This window comes from Halorubrum sp. B53 (assembly GCF_059752395.1).
On sequence record NZ_MWTH01000014.1, the window covers coordinates 18,311 to 38,306 of the forward strand.

A 19,996-nucleotide genomic window follows, 5' to 3' on the forward strand; every position below is an offset into this window, starting at 1 on the left:
TCCGCTATTGGAGTTGATCGACGATTGAGTGAGCCACCTCTGGCAACCGTTGGGACAACTCGTAGTCTGAGTAGTCCTCGTCGTACGTCGCCGACGTCGGGGCACGTGACCGCCGCAGACTCGAACGAATACCAAATGTCATCGTCGTCCCGTCAATCTCGATTTCCCATTTATCGTCGTCAATCGCCCTGAGTGCAACATCTTCTTCCTTCAACTCCAAGGCACGTTCGAGCTGCTTTATCAGGCTCTGTGTCTTATCAGGACGAAGCGTTGGTGGAGTCCCCGTCTGTGCGTAATCGAGCAAGGCCAGGCCTTCGTGGCGATTCAACGAGTCGTGGAGATGGCGGTTCTGATACCGGCGCAGACAGTTGTGACACGCCGTATCGCATGAGCAACTCTCGAGGATTGAACGGGCTTCTGCACACACGGCGTCGAATTCCTCCCAGACGCGCGATGAGAAGCCAGCACCGCCAGCGGTTGTGTCGAAGAGGAAGACCTCGATAACGCCCCGTGCGTCGATGTCGGCGTGCTCTGCCGAACGAGTACGGAATCCACCTTCGAGTTCGTCATCTTCGATGCCCAGCGCACGAGATGCACCCATGACTAATGCTTCAGCTAACGACTGTCCTGGTGTCTCGAACCATGCTTCGGATGGAACAAACTCCATCTCATCACCTAACGGGATTTGGAGGACGGTCAAATCACTGGGGAAGCGGTGGCTGAAACTCGTCGTGACTGTTGAGCCGGTACACTGATCATCCCAGTCATATTCTCCAACAAATCGGAGATCCTTGGGGTATGGACGGGCGTGTGGGTTCGAGAGCGGACCTTCGCGGCTAACGGCCCCACAATCGGTGCAGACCTCGAATCCATCCTCATCAGCCCCAAAGTTAGCGACAAGAAGCTGTTCGTCATTCATCTTCCCCACTATCGAATGGCCAATGGATTTCTCCTCTGCCATCTCGCTAGCGTTCTCACTCTCGTGAGAAGTCGACGTCAGCGGGTATTTAGGCTGTGTCGCGTAGGCGCGGTTCTCGTTGTAGTCCGATCCTTTCTCAGCTGCACCTGTCTCATCGACTTTCGGTGCAAATGCCTCCGGGGTGTACATTTGAAGGGAACTGACGGTCGCTCCCTCACAGACTGGACATTCCATATCCCTGGCTGCCAGACTCTCATTATGCTCGTCAAAGACCGTCTTGCAGACGTCACACCAGTTCAACCAATCGAGGTCTCCCCAGTCTTCGCCAGCTACTCGGTTCTTCGGGTTGTCTGGGAATTTGACATAGACACCGTAGGACTCGTAGGTCTTCTTGTCAACGACGATCTCTCGGCCTGGTACGTACGTTGAGAGAGCCTGTTTCAGATCCCGAGACATCTGGTACTTGTTCTTCGGCTGTGACGACCCGGGCTCATTTTCGCGCACGACGAAGTCGGCCACATCAGTCGGGAACGAGAACGTCGGAAGGAGGGCTGCATCGAGAAGGACGGAAAGTAAATCGTCGTCTTCCGTGGATTGCTCTTCCCATTCTGTCTTGGCTTGTAGCTCCTGGAGTTCGCTTAGGAACTCTGTAGCGGCGTCGCGGACTAATGCGACCTCCCAGTCGGATGAACGTCCCTCTCCTAGTGCATCCGGAAGGAGGGCCCCCAATTGCTCGAGCGTCGACGATGAATCGGCGAAGATCTCTTCGTCCAGCCAGTCTTCGAACGCGGCGAGGGTTTGGTCCCCTTCTCCTTCAAAGAACTCGGCTGTACCTTTGAGCGAGCGGAATACGGCAGCTTCCGTCTCGACGGCCGATGGATCGAAGAACCGAGCAAGCAGCGAGGCGTTGATGTGCCGCCGGGCGATCTTTTCGTTGCCGGCGTAGATGACCGGTGCGTTCCCCTCGCTCGTTATCATCTCCTCTGGATTCTCGAAGTAGTGTGACTCGTGAGGGGAGTTGTCCGCGAAGGTGACGATCGTCGAGAGCCCAGCTCCGCGACGTCCTGCCCGACCAGCACGTTGCTCATAATTCTCTGGTCCTGGCGGGACCGTCCGCATGGCCACGCCAGTGAGACTCCCGATGTCAATCCCGACTTCCATAGTAGTCGTACAGCTTAACACGTCGATTGGCTGATCGGCCTCGGAGTCCCCGACAAGGATGTCCTGAAAGAGCAGTTCGTACTCTTCGGAGCGTGCGAATGCCTCGGAGTTGTCCTTTGCACTCAGCTGTGCGGAGTGCTCTTCTGAACGCAGCGTGAGCGGGTCCCGTTCGCCATGGAGCACTTCGCGTGGCGGGTTCCGAAGGAAGTTCTTCCGTGCCTGGAGATGGATGTCATCGTCACTAACCGGACTCAGAGTTCCGCGACACCCATCGTAGGGACACGAATCATTGAGAGACACTACCGAGAACCGGCGACATCCTTCACACCGGTACCAATCGTCGTCGAGTCGGAGATCGATTGTCGTTGCTTTTGGATTGACAAAGTAATTGCCGTGGGAGGCCCCAAACAACACAGGCTCTGTCGTCATCAACGCCCGTCTCAGACTATTCCACGCCTCTTCCGGCACTTCGTCGTCGAGTGATTCTACAACATATTCAGGGATTATCTCGCTGTGGGGGAGCCCCGTATCGTCCGGGTCAATCCAATTTTGGTAGGGATAGGAGTTCGAACGTCGTCTGGCTTCAATGCTTGAATCAAATGCCCGTTCCTCGCAGGCATGACGAAGCGCCTCGATGAGGATGCTCTTGAGTTGGTCTGTCTCAATTTCAGGGACGGCCTCATCGATTTTCTCAAACACTTCCTCGGACGGCGCAATGTACCCGACGAGAGCGCCGGTGATGGAGTACTGTTCATCGCCCAACGATCGGAGGAGAAGTTCCTCATATTGGCGGGGACGCTCCGACAACGCATTGCGTGCGGCTGGCACCTCCGGAATATCGTCGATGGACTCAAGGTAGTACTCATCGACAATATCGGACAGGTTCCCACGAATATCCTCGAAGTGGGAGCGTGAACCCTTATACACGACACCCGACTGATTCGTGTATTGGTCGCTGTCGTCGAAGAATACGATGTTGTTTTTCGCACAGTAGACTGCGAACTCGGCGAACAACCGATCCATCGTGATTTCATCATCCGCGGATCCAATAATGTCGGTTAAGACCTCGCGGAACGAGTCGGATTCAACGTTCGATTGGAGGTCGCGAGCTAAGCGGGCCGCCTTCTGTCGACCGTCAGAGAAGCACAATACCTTGCGCCCCTCGTTGGGGAACTCCTCTTTGAGTGGGTCGGTCGGCTGGATACCGAACATCGAGCGGACGCTGTGCGCGAATGGTTCCTCACCTTTGGTGACCAGATCTTCGACCTTCGTGTCGCCATTCGGACGACGTCGCTCTTTGATCCCGCACGCCGGACATTGGGTCCAACTCCATGCACCGCCCTCGTCCGGCGGCTCTTCAGTCGGGACCTGAACCTCGATATGAGTGGTCGGTCCTTCGTCGTCCACATGCCGATCATCAACAAGATGGCCGGAGGCAATCGAGAGGTTTCGTGAGGTCGTCGTCTCGGCGAGCGAGCGTCCGTGTTCGTGGTCTGGATTCGGGTCATCCCGAGGTTCCTCAACTAAGAGATGAAGCTCGTCCAAGTCCTCGCTGCTCTCAGGATCTGACCACAGGAACGTCGGCCCGCGGTCGTCGTCAGAGCGTCGATAGGCACGCAGATATGCTGCTCCACAGGTGCGGTGGCTAATCAGTTCGAAGACTCGACTGCCACAGGACTCACAGGTCGTGTGCGGATTACTGTAGATGCGCCCGAGGAGGTTCTCCCCCTCTGTTACCCGGCGGCCGCTGCATTCAGGATTGACACACGCATACTGGGCGGGGAGCCCTTTGAGGAACATATGCAGGCGTGTCGGAAGCAACGCCTGATCCTCCCCCTGGCGGGCCTCGGTACAAAGATACAGAAGATTACCCGTCGCCTCACGAGCCAGCTCCTGATCGATGTCCTCGAACAACTCTTCGGCAAGCGCCGATAGGCGCAGCGGCTCTTCACGAAGATATTCGTGTGCTAACCTGAAGAGTGGGTCATCGACTAACTGGTCAGCGAGGTACGAACGGACCGATTCTACGTCATTACTTTCAAGAGGATCCCAGCCTCGTTCGCTCGCAACGTTACGAATCTTCGACGGATCATCGAGTTGGTAACCAACCCGCTCTAGGAGTTGCGCCGTGCGTTTCTCGCTCGGTTCTCCACCTTCGTACTCCACCTGCTCACCGGTGATTACTGAGAAATCGTCCGGATCTCCGGTTGTGAGCTGGGCCGCAAATTCTGGGGCTGCTTCCTCTACGTTTTCGCCCATCGTCGCACTCGTGAGGATGAAGCGCACACGTTCGCGAGATATCCCGAGCTTCTGGAGCAAGCGGCTCAACAAGAGTGCCACCTCTGCTCCTTGGGCGCCTCGGTAGAGGTGAGCTTCGTCGAGGACGATATTCAACTCGTTCTCTTCGTCCTCGGCCAGCCATTCACGGGTATCCTCAAAGAGGGGTTGTTCGATTGGCCGAAGTAGCATGTACTCCAGCATCGAGTAGTTCGTAATCAGGAGATCAGGCGTCCCGCCATGGGGATTGCTTCCATCGCGAGTGTGCATCTCTTGACGCGTGAAGAGTTCCGTGTCGCCTGGTTGGGTACGAAAGTTTGTTTCTTTTGGTCTGTTATTATTATTCAAGAATCCTTCCAGATTCTTGGCCGGGATACGGCCTTTCTCTGCGAGTTGTTCGTAGAGGTCTGGCTGCTCTTCTTCTAACTCAACGTACCTTTTGATGACCGGCCTGACCAAATTATCGTTTTTGCTGGTGTCATACTCCCCGTGATAGGGTGTACGACTCGTATACATCCCAAACTGTACCCGCCGACCCATATAGTCCTCAAGTGTATCTGCTCCGTCCTCATTACCGAAGAGTAGGCGCATCCGCGAGAGTTGATCCGCGACGAGAGCGTTCATTGGATAGAGAACTAATGTCCGTATCCCACGTTTGTCGGCTGTTTCGCCTCGCGCTGCTTCTTGTGCGAGTTGACCCAGAATTGAGTAGAGGAAAATCTCGGTTTTTCCGGATCCTGTTCCAGTGGATACGATGAGGTCGTCCTCGTCGTTGAAGAACGATTGGAGAGCGTCGGCCTGGTGTTTGTACGGCGGATCGAAGATATCGAGATCGTCGCTTTCGAGATCTTTCAGCAAATCGACGACTTCGCTCGGCAAGCCCAACTCTCTGAGGGAATCCCCCGAAACATAGGTCGGAGTAGCCTCGACCCACGGTTCGGTGGCCGTCTCTCCCTCGTCCATCAGGGCACGACGTTCCTTGAGAAGCCGCGGATGATGGAGGTGGTAACGTGATTCGATGTACTGTTGAAGGTCGTTCTCGAGCTCTTCCGAGACTTCTTTGATTGATTTCATGTTATGTGTTATCGATGATGGTCACGGGCAGTTCGTCAAAGACCTCCCGCACTGAATCAGCATCGGTGTCCGAAATTCGCCATTGAAGCTGATACGACGATGTTTCAAGCCACTCTGCTCCGACTGCGTACAGCCAACGCATCTGTGCCCGCGGCGGTGCAAAGTCACAACTCAATAAGACCTCCTCCTCATATCCGGTGAGTTCAACAGTCTGTGGGTCCTCAGCCATTGAGTCAAGAATTAGGCACGCATGCTTGCGGTATTTCGGCGAAACACTGACAGCCCTGGTTTTGCCGTCGCCCGATTGAACCTTCAACTGGTAGGTATCGGCACCGTATTCGACTGGAACTCGCCACAAGCTGATCGCAGTTCCGTCTGCCTCTTCAATGACGAGCGGCTCACCGTCTACGGTAAATCCATAGTACTGTCCAGTGTATGGTGCCCAATCCTCCTCCGGTTCCCACGACTCCTGCGGTCGCTGTTCGATGTACTCACGTAGTGTGGCTGGCGTCGTAATCGGCGCCTCGTCCAGACCGATGTATTCGTCTTTAGATTGAACAGGGATTTCTCTCGAACGCAATTCTTCTTCACTGGTGTCAGTAAGAATCCGCGTCAACCCTCGGAATTCGATATCAAAACCGGACTCTATGAATAGACGACTTGGATCTCCTGAAACGAGCACGGCCTCAGATTCGGAGATCATTACAGCTCGCGTCGGTGCTGGAGCATAGTACCCCTGTGAGAGTTGTATCACATCACCGAGGAACGTGATTGTGGGGCCGGTACGCTCTGTTAATGCTGCCCGAAACCACCCGACATCATCGGATACTTCATCGGCACCAGCGACCGGCTGTCCGAGAACAGCTGCCAGCTTATGAACAACCCAGTGGCGGATTGCGGTGATGTGTGCTTGTGGATACTGTTGGCCACCCGATTCAGCTTTCTCCGCAAGACCGAGTCGGATTGCCTCACCAGCTATGGCGTCTCGGATACCGATCTCAGTTGATGGTAGTTGGTCGCCACTCACGCCAGTAAACCGCATAGCAAACGCACGAAATGGTTCTTGGCCGAACCCCGCTTGCTGAAGTTGCTGCATCCGAGTATCGTGCCCTGGATCTTCGATATCACCCACCGAATCATATACTTTTGTCACTTTGCCAACTCCGCGGTCTCGGTGAAATCTAATGAGTTCCCCTTCGATTTTTTGTCCGATTCGGGCTTTCTCTCCAGAAAAGTAGACAGGCAACCCGTCCACATACGCGATGAGACTACTGCCGTCGGTGTCATCTATCGTTGCCGTGAATGACTCGCCCTTTTTGATAGGGAGTTTGTCCCAGCGCTCACGGAGGATATTGAAGCGGATCCTGTAGCGTTTCCCACGTGCTCTTGCGTTCAGGATCTCTGCATATCCCGGTTCGCGTCCTACAACGTGCACTAAGTCGCCTTCATCTGCTTGTACTGGTCCGAGTTCGACGACTTCACCACCGGCAACGGCGAGTCCGAGGCCATACTCATCGATCTTATCCACCTCAATATAGGTTTGTTCGCCCTCTTGTGGAGGTTGGTCAGGAAGAAGGCCGCTTACATGGCGTCGAATGTGGTCTTTGTAATCGTCCGCGAGGACTTCCTCGGTCAGGCAAAGTGCGAAATGAATCGATGTTCCAGCTACTGAATCTGCCCCAAGGTACCGCAATCGAACCGAACGACCGGGTTGGCACGTCACCGGGCCGATATTAATTCCTTCTCCTTCGTATTTGACAGTACAAGTTCTCCGTTTTCTCCGTTTCGTAATCTTGTCTACTTCCGCTGTAAACTCGTCACCGGGTTCCAGATTCATTGTTCCCCCTGCGGAAAGCAGATCGATACAGCCCCAATACCATTGAACCGGATCTCGAGTTCATTACAGCCGCTCTCTACCCAGTGGATGACCTCCGAGATAATATCACTGATTGCTGTTACGTCTCGGCTGATTGTCGGACCGAGCGATGCGCCTTCAGCAAATGTAGCGATCACTTCCAGTTCAAGGTCTTCTGGCCCGACATATTCGAGGTTGGTATGTAATAAATGAGGATTGAAACCAACGGGCATACGCTTTGAGGACGGACCTTCGATAGGTGAGAGAAAGTCACGATGTTCCTCATCTTGGATTTCAATACCAATTCGTCGTGATTCTGGCTCGGTTGCGTCTATGAACGTCGATTCTTCGGATGGGTGGAGGTGAATCAGACGATGCCGATCGGAGTTCCGCTGGTGGATACTCACACGACGCGATCCATCAGAGGGTATCTCAGTTGTGTAGTAACGAGGATTTCCCGCTCCAGTCCGATCGATTTCGACTGTCTCGTTTGCATCTTTGGGGATGGAAACGACCTCGAATATTGGATCGACCTCCTCGGAGGGAGTAACTCCAACGAGAACTGGTTCCTTTGGTGGTGCGTATAGGGGTGCCTCAACGGTTGGGTTTGTGTGTGCGGGTAATACAACGTCAGCATCGAAGCCGTAGTTTTCTGTACTAAGGCCTCCCCCATAGCGGTCGAGAAATGGTTCCGTCTTTTCGGACGCCCGGAACCCGACTAAGGATACATCTGCGAAGTCGTAGACGTCCACGAACGACACTTCGGATTTCGGGGGATTCTTTGAGACCAGATATACCCACATATCCTTGCGCACTTGGTGATCCGAGTTATATCGCTGCGCCCGAGTTTCGTCACCAACAAAGAGATCACCATGTTGGAGCCCCGAAGTAGTCCAAGTGCCGGTGATACTTCCGAGGGCATCTGGACCTGAGATTTGAAGTTCGTAACTATCCGCTGTTGGGTCAAGATCAAGCGTGACCTCTGCCTCCGATGGGTGGAAGTTACTCGGTACGGGGGGATGTGTGATTCCTGTTGCCTCGATTTCGACGTTTTCTAAGAGTGTGTCCACGTCCTCATCTTCTTGGATTTGATCCCAATCGAGTGATGGAACGATGCCAAATAATTCGATGCCACCGTCATGGCGTTGCCCTAGATAGGTTCGAATCGACCGCTCACGCTCACCCTCTTCGATGTCCGAGGTACGGAGATCCTCGATCATCTTTTCAACACCCTCGTCGCTGGACAGTGAACAGGAAATGTCCTCCAGAACGCCTTGCTTATGAGCGAAGTACTGGCGCTGAGTCCCAATACGAGGGGTTAGAAATTCACCACATTCTGGGCACCGGTAGTAGTCTGACTTACGTTGGGCCTCTTCTATTGGAGTTTTCGTTCCCTCCGGGTCGAGTCCGAAGGGGATAGAAAGTTTACTCACGAATGGATCGGAGCCCTCCGGTGTAAGTCCTGATAGTTCCCTTACGCATGTGTTATCAAACCTGAGGGACAGATAGAATAAATCTATTGAAGAAACACAAACATATAATCCTCCAAACAATTGTGGCAGGACCCCTTGGGTCGTTTAGGGGTGTGGACTGATCTGAGTCGATACTCTTTTGGATTTCAGCAGAGAACGATTTGCCACATCAACCAGATTACTATGGGTGCGAATTCTGAACGAGAAGTGGATTTTTCGCCTAATCTCCCGGACCAGTACCAACGCCGATTTGAGGCTCTGACCGATGAACTGATCGAATTTCAGGAGGACCTCGACAGGGAAGTTGCCATCAAGGACGAGATTCGCTATATCGAGAACGAAATCGAGGATGAAGTAACTGAAGGCCAGATTCGATATCTCGCAGCGTTAGAGGTTCTCCTAGATCTTATTGAGATCAACTATGACATTCGCAAAAACTCCGAACTACACGTAGTTCGGCCGGATCCTGATCGCTACAAAGACGACCCAGAAGAGTTCAAGAAACAGGAACGCGCTGTCCTTCAGAAAGAACGACGGGCGCAGTTCCGAGAGGAAAGCGTCCGCGAGTTCGTCCGGAAAATGGAGCGAGACACCCGCGTAAATACGAATGGCGGGCGAAGTGTTCTTGAACTAATAACCGATGGGGAAGAACTCTACCAAGACTTAGCACCGCTTCAGGACCAGGACCAAGAGGAAATCGCCGAAGATCTAGAAGACGTTGTCCAACCCTACATACAGAAAGTAGAGACTGGGGAGAAATGTGATCACACCGAGTTGGACCTGATGGATATCTGGCGGTATTTCCGCTACACTTGGCTAACACCATATAACACGGTCCCTGGAAGAAACATCAACTTCCTTATTAGAAATGCAGCGAAGCCGAAAGACCCGGTGATGGGGATTGCGACACTGGCAAGCCCGATGATGAACCTGTCAGTCAGAGATGACTATATCGGCTGGACTATTGACGCGGTCGAAGATAAACTCCAGCGGAAGAAACGGGTTCACGAATACGAGGAGCAGCTGCCAGAAGAGAAGCGGACGCCGGACAAGAAAACTCGGACAGTCACCAATACAGAATGGCTAGAGACCGAGGAAGAATACGAAGAGAGGGTCAGCGAGTTCTGCTCCGATATACGAGAAGCCCTAGAGGACGCCATTAAGGACGCAATATCCAACATCCGACACGACGACTTTGCCGAGGAGCACCCTGAACTCTCTGAGGAAAGCTTCGTCAATCCCGACGAACGGGTTATCGAGATTCTTGAGCAGATAGAAGAGGAAGCCGAGCAGACCATTGAAAATGGTGAGGACGAGAACCCGGAGAAGATGGAGTCTTGGGAGGAAAGAAGTGAAACAGCCCTGTTCCGGAAAAAACGTGCTCGAGCACTTCAAAAGCTTCTCCGCGACCGAAAATACTTCCAAGAACACAGCGAAGAGGACGATGTCGAGTTCATCAGAACTGGGTTGAATAACGACTCCGGGCGGCGAGCTATCAAAACAGCTCTGAAGGAGATCAAAAAGGAGCGGGTCGGTGCCGGGATGATGAACATCATGGTCTGTGGCGCTATCCCTCCCTATAACCGTATTCTCGGAGGGAAGCTTGTGGCGATGGCCTTGACGGGTCCCAAGGTCATCGACATGTACCAGGACAAATACGGCGACTACCAGAGCGAAATCGCCAGCTCGATGAAAGGCGAAGCAGTGAGTAAACGGAATGAACTGGTTTTCCTCGACACCACTGGCCTGTTTGAGATTGGAAGTGCCCAGTACGACCGTATCCGGGTTCCAACCGAAAACGGCGAGATCGAATACGACCAGATCGGGTACACTGAAGGATACGGTTCAATCCAGTTCGGTCCCGAAACACGAAAACGGATTAGTCAGGTCACACAGTTAGAGGAAGGTCGCAAGGTGGTCCGAGGTCGGTTCGGAGAAGGTGTCTCTCCTCGCATCCGGAAAATCCGCCGTGGCCTGAAGAACTGCGGTTTAGAGACGGATCTCTTGAAACACGAGTCTAGACGGATTGTGTACGGAATCGATCTGGCGGAGAACTCCCAAGACTATCTACTGGGAATCGACGACAACCCAGAATACTACTGGAAGTTCGACGACCCACAGAAGGAGCAGGAGTCAATCTATCAGTATTGGATTGATAGGTGGGCAAGCATGAGAGCTCAGAAACAAGACGTCTTGGAGAATATTAGGGAATTTGACAAGCAAGAATTCAAATTGAGCAGCGAGATCGATTTCGACAAACGGCAAGCCAGTCTCAGTGAGTTCATTATAAGCAACAGTTAACATGACGGGAACATTCGGTCACCAACATCAACGATAAATATGGGAATTGAAGCATCGACACTGAATCTACGATTCCTTTCACAGCTGGCACAGGGAGGCTTCGCTGAACAGCTCACTGACGAGCAACGCAGAGAAATACACATTACAACCCGTCTAGATGGTGAGGAATACCTACAGGACGCACTAGAAGATGGGAAGCAGGTCATTCTCACTGGGAACCCTGGAGACGGTAAAACACAGTACATCCTGCAGATGAAGCCTGAGTACCCGGAACCGGACTATTTCTATCTCTCTGACGCCTCCGAGTACGACGACTATACTGTCCTACTTGACAAATGGAAAGACGCCCTCGACGACGACCGACCTGGTATTCTCGCTATTAATGACGGCCCTCTTTACGAGATGACTACCCAACACGCCGACGACTATCCCTTCCTGGAAAAAGTTCGGAGCCAGTTCCAAAACCAGATAATCTACGACGAAGATCAAGCTGGCAACGCTGATTTCGACTCTATCGTCGTCATCGATCTCAACAACAGAAACATTCTCACCCGAAAGGTCATCGGCCAAGCCATCGAGAATCTGACTTCGAATAAGTTCCTCAAAGAGAACAACGGCGACGACATCGACGGACACATCGCCTACAATATGGATAAGATGAGGAATGATCGTGTCCGAGAAAATATAATCCGGCTCCTACAGTCCGTGGGCCATCTGGACGCCCACGTCACCGTTCGTGACCTCCTGAACTTTCTCGCCTACTGCATTACTGGAGCCAAAGAAGAGAGCATCACCGAGTTTGACGAAGATCTGAAATACTACAACCTCGCCTTCAGTGGCAGCGGGAAGATCTTCACCCTCCTGAACGAATACTTCCATCCCCGTGACCTCACTCATCCATTTATCGACAGCAAACTTTGGGCTGACGCTGAAGAAGAGGTTTCACGGAGAGACGAAGAAGACTCAGAGGAAGAAGTCGACCAACGATTCATCGAGAAGAAACGTCAGTTCTACTTTGAGGACGTAGCCATCAAAGACTACGACGCTCGCGACCTCTATCACGAGACCAACTACTCCTTCCATAACCAGCGGAACAGGGACCGTTCGGCTGAAAGCGTGAAAGAGGACGTCATAGAGATGATTAACAGCTATTTCATGCCGGATTCTTCCAAGGGCTCCGATCTCCGCGTCTGGCTCTCCCACAACTATCGATCTAAAAGCTCCCTATCCCTTATCTCCCGGACAGAAATTCCCAAGCGCGAGTTGAACCGCCGAGTCCCGCAGCTCCATCCCGAAATCAGCGATGCAATGGACTACAACCACGACCACCACGTTCTCGAATACGAAGGACGTGACTCAACAGTCAGGCTTCGGATTGATCCAGACCTATCAGAGACACTCGGTGCCCTGAACGGCAACATCCCTTACATCCTACGTGGAAGGGAAGAAGAACAGCAGTTGCTCGAATTTATGGAAGAAATCGAGTACAGGGAAAGCCACGATGAAGATTACGGCACCGTCCATATCATGGACACGGAAACTGGCGAACTCGAGATTCTGACAGTCAACGATGACCGGTACCAGATGGAGCGGAGGTGAACACCAATGCCAATGAGACTTAACGACGTAAACTCCGACGCATCGGAAGCCGCATTCGGATTCAAAGCAACCTCTGCCTCTCTAAAACCGGTGCATCTCTCCCAGGTCGTCTTCAGTAACGTTCTGGGATCTACTCACCAGTCGGAGGACCTGTTCAAATTCGTCGAGAAACCTGGGAAAACCCCCTCCAGCGACTTGGACGAGAAATACCACGGCCTGTTCGAGTCCTCCCGCGATCTCAGTGACGAACAAATGGACAATCTTCGGTACAGGATGCGGAAGGTCTTGGACAACGACAACGCCCTCTACGCAAGTAGTCCACGACACTCTGCAATGACCTCTATGAGCGACTGGTTCGTCGCCTACCGCCGAATCGGTGTAACACCGTCACAGTTCATCTACACCGTACTGGACGAATCTGACAGTGACATCAATCAGAAGCTGACCGACCAGCTTCAGGATCACCACGACGCTATCTCTCTCCTGTTCCGGCCACTGGCCAAAGACGGAGGGAAAGGCAACGTCACGGTCTCACCCTGGGAAGAACCTGTCCTGGGAGACGCATTCGGGGACGGGAAGATTGCGGATGAATTCGTCGAAGGCTTCGAAACCCTGTCGAAGCATCTGAAGGACTCCAACGGCGACTACGACCTGAACTACGCCCGTGACCTTCGACGCACCATCAAATTCGGCGGGTTCCTGCTCTACGTCTATATGGCCAACCGGCATAATGAGATCCGGGATGACGAGGGCAAAGACGAACCTGTCCCAATCGTGCTGAACTACACCGGAAACAGGAACAACCCGGTAGCCGACGCCAGCCTTGAATCATTCCGCGTCGTCGGGTCGGAAATCCAGTTAGCCACTAGGCTTGGTGTCAAGCACGTCCTTGACCTGCAGGGCTTCAAAGACTACAGCGAGGAAGACGTCCTCCGAGAGCTCGAGAACCACAATTTCCTAGAACTGAACCGGAATAAGGAGGACAAGATCGAGCAGGACTACGAAAAATTCGAGCAGGTATTCCGAGCCTCGCGAGACCCCGAGAAGGATACCACCTTCCACAGGCTGGTGGATGCTGTAAGCAACGTCATCCACGACTTCTCGAACCGATTCGACACATACACACCGCAATCCACAGCCCAGACCTTCGCCTGGCGTGCCGGGATCCTCAAACCACGAGGAAACCGGGCGAACAAACGTAGGTATCGGCCCGACCCCGAGATGCTGGAACCCGTCCTACTCTCCGTAATCGAACCAGGCACGAGCATGTCTCTCCAAGATCTCTCAGAAGAACTCCGGGAACGGTACGGGATCATCGTGGGCGGAACCGAACAGGACCGTAGCCACCTGGCGGAGTGGGACATCCGCCTCGGTGCCAGCGCATCCGAAAGTGATCCGCTGAACAACCAGAACTACGAGGGCTTCAAAGAAGCAGTATCAAGCCTTGGATATGCTGAGGAATACGCGGACGGCGTTACCATCGTCTCTGTCCCCGAGGAGGAAATATGAGCGAAACCACACAGACACAAGACAGCTCATTCGAGAGCAACGAGGATCTGATCGGCAAAGCAATCGCTAACGAGACAGTCGACCAGCTGACCGAGGAAAACATCGGAGTTATAATCGAATCGCCACCCCGATTCGACGCTGAGGAGTTCGTCGATATTCTCTGCAGTAACGCACGGTACGATGTCGGCCTTGCTATGGTCAGCATCGATGAAGCAGACATCGACGATCTCCAGTCACGGACAGAGGACTCCTCCGTCAGACTCACAGACAAAGTTAGTGTCGCCGTCAACTGGCGGAATGGGACCGACACCGGATTCGAATGGGACGGACGCATCGAACCAGAGAAACTGGTGATTCTGGTTCGGGGAGACCACGCCCGCCTGAATTCGATGAAAGATTTCGAGGGTATGGTCGACTTGCCTCTGGCAGAAATCACGCGAGAAATCACCGACCAGATGCAGGCCCAGAAACAGTTCACCGACAGTCCCCCAGCCCAAGCTATCTGGGAAACCCTTGGCTCCGACCTCTACGACAGGTTCGAAATCCCTGCAGTTGCTGACTACGCAACGTCGACGCTCAAAGAATCAGAACAAGGTTCACTCGACGCCCTCGGAACCGAACTCTACAGACTGCGGCTGTTCAATGATCCGGGGCTTAACAACCCCGATGAAATCCCTGACAGGCTTTCCGATAACCTGGATCTCGTGCTGCGGGTCTCCCATATGTCGAATAGGGATCGACGCCGGCTCACTAACAGTGTCACCAAAGTCGATGACAGCGAAAGGGAAGAACGGGAACAATCTGTAGCCAAGCTTCGACGGTTCGAACGAACAGGTGACTCGGAGATCCTCGCCGACCTGACGTACAATGAGGTCAACGAGATATTCTCCACCTCCGGCCAGTCCAGCCAGCGACGTTCAACCACCAGCACTCGGAGAGACGTCGAATCCGCTAGCGTGGAGGCAGTCTTCGACGACAACAACGAGGAACTGGAACGGCTTTCAGAAGAGTTCGATGACCAATACCGAGAAGCCGTCGAGGAAGAAGAAAACCGGGTCGACATGGAGTTCACCGGAGATGAACAGTTGGCCTTTGACGTCAACGACGACCTCTACTACTTTATTGAGCACTTCGTCACCGAGGACTCCTTCGGTGGTATCATCCACAACCCAGAGGACAGGCAAAGCGCGATCAAGAACTTCCAGGCTCTGAGAACCGAGAAGTTCCAGCCACGAGGCGAAGACAGCAGCTTCGAAAAACTCCGTAGAGTGGCTGAGAACAGCGGCAAGTTCGAGGACTTAGTTGCATCCATCGACCGATACGTAACAGCCCGTAGCGAACTCGTCGACGCCCTACCAGGACTATTATCCGCACCGCTTATCCGGCTTCTCGGAGACGATGACCTGCTCGAATCCGCAGAAAACTACATAGAGGCCTACCGTGAGGTCCAGGACAAACTGGACAAGAAGTACCGGGAGATTCAGGACGTTAGCTCTGAAGGCTCCTCCAAGCTTCTCTCCGACTTCCTCCTATTCGACACCGTCATTCTCGAATACGAAGACGATAGAGAACTCGTCCTCTCCCCACTCCACCCGCTCCACCTCTGGAAGTACTCCGAACTGGCGCGGGAGATGAAGGACGAAAAAGAGTCGCTGACCGAGGAAGAACGCAACTTCCTCATCAACAGCGTCGAAGAACAGCCACACGTCCTCCGTAGCATCCACGTCGGCGGGAACTACAGACTGGCGGATGAGACCTATCTCGTACAATCCGCGGAGCTCGACAGGCTGCCTGTCTATACCCGAATCGAGAATGCTGCAGAAGGAACGAACTCCAAGTTCTACGACTACGTCCTCGACAAGTTCACGTCAGCATACCCACCGTCTCAACGCCACCTCAAGATCAGCGTCATCGATCCTCTAGATCCTGTGGACCTTCTCTCTGACATCGCTGACTTAGCGGAGAAAGAAGAAATCCAAGGCGCAACAGTGGAGTTCGCCTTCATCGAGGACGAAGAGAAACCTGTCCTCAACGGCACTGCCTCACCAAGCGTCTCCGAGGATATCACTAATCTGTTCGGCCCAGACAACGACTCTGGGGAGTTCGAGATCGTTACAACCGAACATCCCAGCTATGACTCATACGCCGAGAGCCTGAAAGGCGACCCACAGCACTTCATCCTGATTAACGACCAGAGCAACTTCAGCATCCAGACCTTTGAGCGTGATGCTGAGACCACAATCCACCCGCTGTACGTCCCGAAAGAGTTCGACTACGACCTGCTTGAGGACAAAATCAATATCTCGCCGTCGAAGGAAGGAGTCCTCTTCTCCGAATACCAGGACCTGATCAACCAGCTGTATAATCAGCGGCAGGCCATCCACAATGCTGAGGTCAACGAACTCAACGTCGAAAAGGAGACTATCGACGACCTCCTCGACTCCGCGATCTGGGTCTCCATATCCTCACCGCCGATGAACGGCAACCCATTCTGGAAGGACAACCTGATTTCCAGAGAACGACGCGGCGAACGCGACTTCGCCACGTACTCAGAGGATATCGACTACTTCCGACGGGTTCTCCGCCGCATTATTACCGAATACCGTCTCGCGCCTGACGACACCGACTTGGAGGATATCGCGGAGAGAATCGCTGACCTACAACAAAGCGGCCTTCTCCGCCTCATCACCCGGGAAACCCTCGGCAGCGGGAAATCCAGAAATACGAAGGGCCTGCTTGGCTCCATTATCGCCGTCCAGTGGCTCCAGCAGACGCTGGCAGATCCCAAGCTGATCTTCTCCATCGACAACCCGCGTACCCGGGAATGGCTGAATCTGGGGGACAGCGAAAGCCGGGCCGACATCCTTACTGTCCAGTTCGACGATGATGGTGGCCTTATCCTCGACATCATCGAAATCAAGACTCTGGAAGAAACTAGCGGCGCCTACACCGTCAAAGACGAAGATGGCACCAAGGTCGTGGAAGGAAACGCTGTCGACCAAGTCTTCGAGACGACAGACACAATCCGTGGCCTGTTCACAGGCGACAAAAACCTCACCACGTCGCCCCGGAAAGAGGCTCTCCGCGAACAACTGTACTACGAATTGACCTCCGCAGAAGGGATGGAGGGTAAGCAGGAGTGGGCAGACCGGATTAACGACGTATTCAACGGGGATGCCCAAATCGAGATCAACCCGAGGATCGTATCGGTCGAAGTCACCAGCGAAGCCACTTCGGACGAACGGATTGACGGCGTAACTCCGAACGCCCAGTCCATCAGGGTTGACAAGCTTCCCCGACAATCAATCAAGCGGCTGATTGTCAGCGGCATCGAGGACCGGGAAGACCAACGGCCGGAAGAGGATGCCGAAGAGGAAGCTGTCGCAGAAGAGGAAACGGACGAAATCGACGAAAGCGAGACGGAAGTCGACAGAGAGGAAACCGGTGGGGAAGAGGAAGACACCGTCGGCGACGACGAAAAGACAGACGTCAATACTGAATCTGCTGACCGGTTCGGCGATCCCGAAGAATACACTGACTTGGTAGAAACCCTGAAACGGGTTCTCAACGAGTTCAAGATCAACATCCGGAACATCGATCCCGACGATATCGATGTCGGACCAAACGTGGTACGCTTCAAGATCCGTCTGGCACCAGGCGAGAAACAGAGTTCCCTGGAGCAACGGACAGAGGACATCGCCCGGGAAATGGCGTTCGAGAAAGAACCGATCGTCCAGCGACTGCCTGGAACAGAGTACGTAGCTCTGGACGTCCCCCGGGAAAACAACGTTGTGGTACCTCAACGCGACTACAGAGACCGGTACAAGCCGTCCGACGAGATTGAGACATCCTCACTACCCTTCCTAGCAGGCGTTACACCAGACGGTGATGTCTACCGTTCTGATCTCTCTGAAGCACCACACATGTTGGTCGGCGGAGCAACAGGCAGCGGGAAGACCGTGTTCCTGTACTCCTTGATTATGAACTTCATGGAGCAGAAAGGCGAAGACAACGTCGAGTTCGCCTTAGTTGATCCGAAGGAGACCGACTTCATCTTCTTCGATGCTCTGCCAAACCTTTCTAACGGCGAAGTGATCACTGACGCCGAAGATGCTGCCAACCTGTTCGAGTGGCTCGTCGAGGACGAAATCCCACGTAGAAAACAGCTGCTGCGGGAAAGCGTATGCCGTGACATCGGAGAGTACAACGAGCAGAACCCTGATGACCAGATGAAGCCGATCGTCGTCATCATCGACGAATACAGCGACCTACTCCAGCAACTTGGAGAAGACGCTGACGACACCGAGGACAACGTGCGCCGAATCGCCCAAATCGCACGGGCACAGGGTATCCATCTCGTCATCTCTACCCAGCGACCTTCACACGAAGCTATCGACACGGACCTCCGTGCTAATCTGGATACTCGGGTGGCTTTCCGGCTTCCAAAGCAGTCTGACTCTCGAATTCTAATCGACGAAGGTGGAGCAGAGGAACTTGGCGGAGACGGAGACATGCTACTGAAAGAAGCGGACAGAACCACTCGGCTACAAGGTCTCTATGTAGATTCTGATGACATCCGTAACCTCATCAATCAATATCGGTGACCACTAGGAATGTAGAATTCGAATGCCGTTCTTGGCCCTCCACGACGGCACCGAGGTCATTCCGAATCAGGTACAGAAAGGGAGTCTCCTCGAGTGCCCGAAGTGCGGCGATCAATTGAAAATTCGCGATTCCCATCGCCGTAAGGGATCGTTCGTCGCACGGCATTTCTACCACGCTGCTGAAGAGGAGACTGACTGTGGCGGTGAATCTCCACCTCATTTGCGGATGAAGTCGATCGCGTATTCGAAGCTCACGACCGAGTATCCCGACGCTACAATAGGACTAGAACAGCAGCTGGGTGACCGGCGTGCCGATATTCTCGTTGAGTTTCCACAGCCTCGGTTCCCTGAGGGCCGTGGCATCGGCGTCGAAGTACAGCACAAACACGAGGACAAGGATGTCGACGCAGTAACCGCTGAGTATCTCGCTGCAGGGTACAGCGCCCTCTGGTTGGGAGAAGAGGACTTCTCCGGACTCAACGTCGATCTCTCTGGCATTCTCCCGACCTGGCCTCACGCGGTCCAACACGACTTCAGCGACGGGTATCACGGCGTCATCCACTGGCTCCGACAATCAAAGCCAGCCAATCCCTCGATGGACGTCGTCCTGCCGCGAGAATATCTAGCTGAACACAGCGAGGGTCTTCGTCGAGCATGGGAGTACGGGAAGTTCGATCAGGGAGGCCAATCGGACTGGAATGATCTCGGATTCTGGTGGTTGAGTGCCTCGTATGACCCGTACCAGAAGTGGTTCAAACTCACCGAGACGCCTGATGGGCGGACGATGCTTCAGCTCGGGAAGCAGGTCCGCGGTACTGAACACGTGCTCGCTCCAGTTCAGACTGGACACTCTCGGAATCGGGGGAAGGTTCACAGCTTGGCTTACGAGGTGGATTCAGCAGATACCTCCGCTGGCGAATGGGCAGATATCGAAAAGGCGTGGCTGGAAACCGGCTTACAGAGCACTTCAGTTATCTTCAAGCTCGTTGCAACTCCGAGCGGGGAGCTCGCTCTTTCGCTGGGAAAGTACAAGGAACACAGCGACGATGGCGAGTTCATTACCGTCTCTACCGAGTTCAAGCGCAATCTCAAAGAGAGTCTCCACGAACTGGCTAACCATCTGGGGTGACCTGACTCGCCCGGAAACCCGCCCACAACGGTAAATGGACGGACTACAAACAGCAGTCAATAATGTCGGACGAGGCTGACGATTTGTATGATAAGT

Annotated in this window: 8 protein-coding genes; 5 read left to right on the forward strand and 3 right to left on the reverse strand. The window is 53.6% G+C overall.

The annotated features are described in order from the left end of the window. Positions 1–4: 4 nt before the first annotated feature. The 3 genes from B4V06_RS11875 to B4V06_RS11885 all read right to left on the reverse strand — a co-directional run bounded on the left by B4V06_RS11875 (position 5) and on the right by B4V06_RS11885 (position 8,719). A complete protein-coding gene (locus B4V06_RS11875) occupies positions 5–5,320 on the reverse strand; it encodes a DEAD/DEAH box helicase (protein ID WP_498166571.1) in 5,316 nt (1,771 codons plus the stop codon). Between the two features lie 112 nt (positions 5,321–5,432). After that, positions 5,433–7,268 (reverse strand): Druantia-type antiviral defence protein DruD, encoded by a 1,836-nt coding sequence (gene druD / locus B4V06_RS11880; RefSeq protein ID WP_498166568.1) that lies wholly within the window; start codon positions 7,266–7,268, stop codon positions 5,433–5,435. Next, the gene (locus tag B4V06_RS11885) at positions 7,265–8,719 is read right to left on the reverse strand and encodes a competence protein CoiA family protein (RefSeq protein ID WP_498166566.1); all 1,455 of its coding nucleotides are present in this window, start codon (positions 8,717–8,719) and stop codon (positions 7,265–7,267) included. The genes druD and B4V06_RS11885 overlap by 4 nt, the downstream gene beginning before the upstream one ends. Before the next feature lie 222 nt (positions 8,720–8,941). On the opposite strand from B4V06_RS11885, the gene B4V06_RS11890 reads away from it, so the two are divergent. The 5 genes from B4V06_RS11890 to B4V06_RS11910 are packed head-to-tail and all read left to right on the forward strand — an operon-like array spanning position 8,942 to position 19,900. Beyond that, positions 8,942–11,059, forward strand: a complete 2,118-nt coding sequence (locus B4V06_RS11890; RefSeq protein ID WP_277524533.1) for a Druantia anti-phage system protein DruA — start codon at positions 8,942–8,944, stop codon at positions 11,057–11,059. A 39-nt stretch (positions 11,060–11,098) separates the two neighbouring features. Next, positions 11,099–12,658, forward strand: coding sequence for a hypothetical protein (locus B4V06_RS11895; RefSeq protein WP_498166562.1), 1,560 nt, complete (start codon positions 11,099–11,101; stop codon positions 12,656–12,658). 12 nt (positions 12,659–12,670) lie between these two features. Then, on the forward strand, positions 12,671–14,167 hold the full coding sequence (locus B4V06_RS11900) for a hypothetical protein (RefSeq protein ID WP_498166560.1): 1,497 nt from the start codon (positions 12,671–12,673) through the stop codon (positions 14,165–14,167). Then, entirely contained in the window at positions 14,164–18,771 is a 4,608-nt protein-coding gene (locus B4V06_RS11905) for a DNA translocase FtsK (RefSeq protein WP_498166557.1), read from the forward strand. Before B4V06_RS11900 ends, B4V06_RS11905 begins: the two co-directional genes overlap by 4 nt. A gap of 22 nt (positions 18,772–18,793) precedes the next feature. Next, positions 18,794–19,900, forward strand: a complete 1,107-nt coding sequence (locus tag B4V06_RS11910; protein WP_498166554.1) for a competence protein CoiA family protein — start codon at positions 18,794–18,796, stop codon at positions 19,898–19,900. The last annotated feature ends 96 nt before the right edge of the window (positions 19,901–19,996 follow it).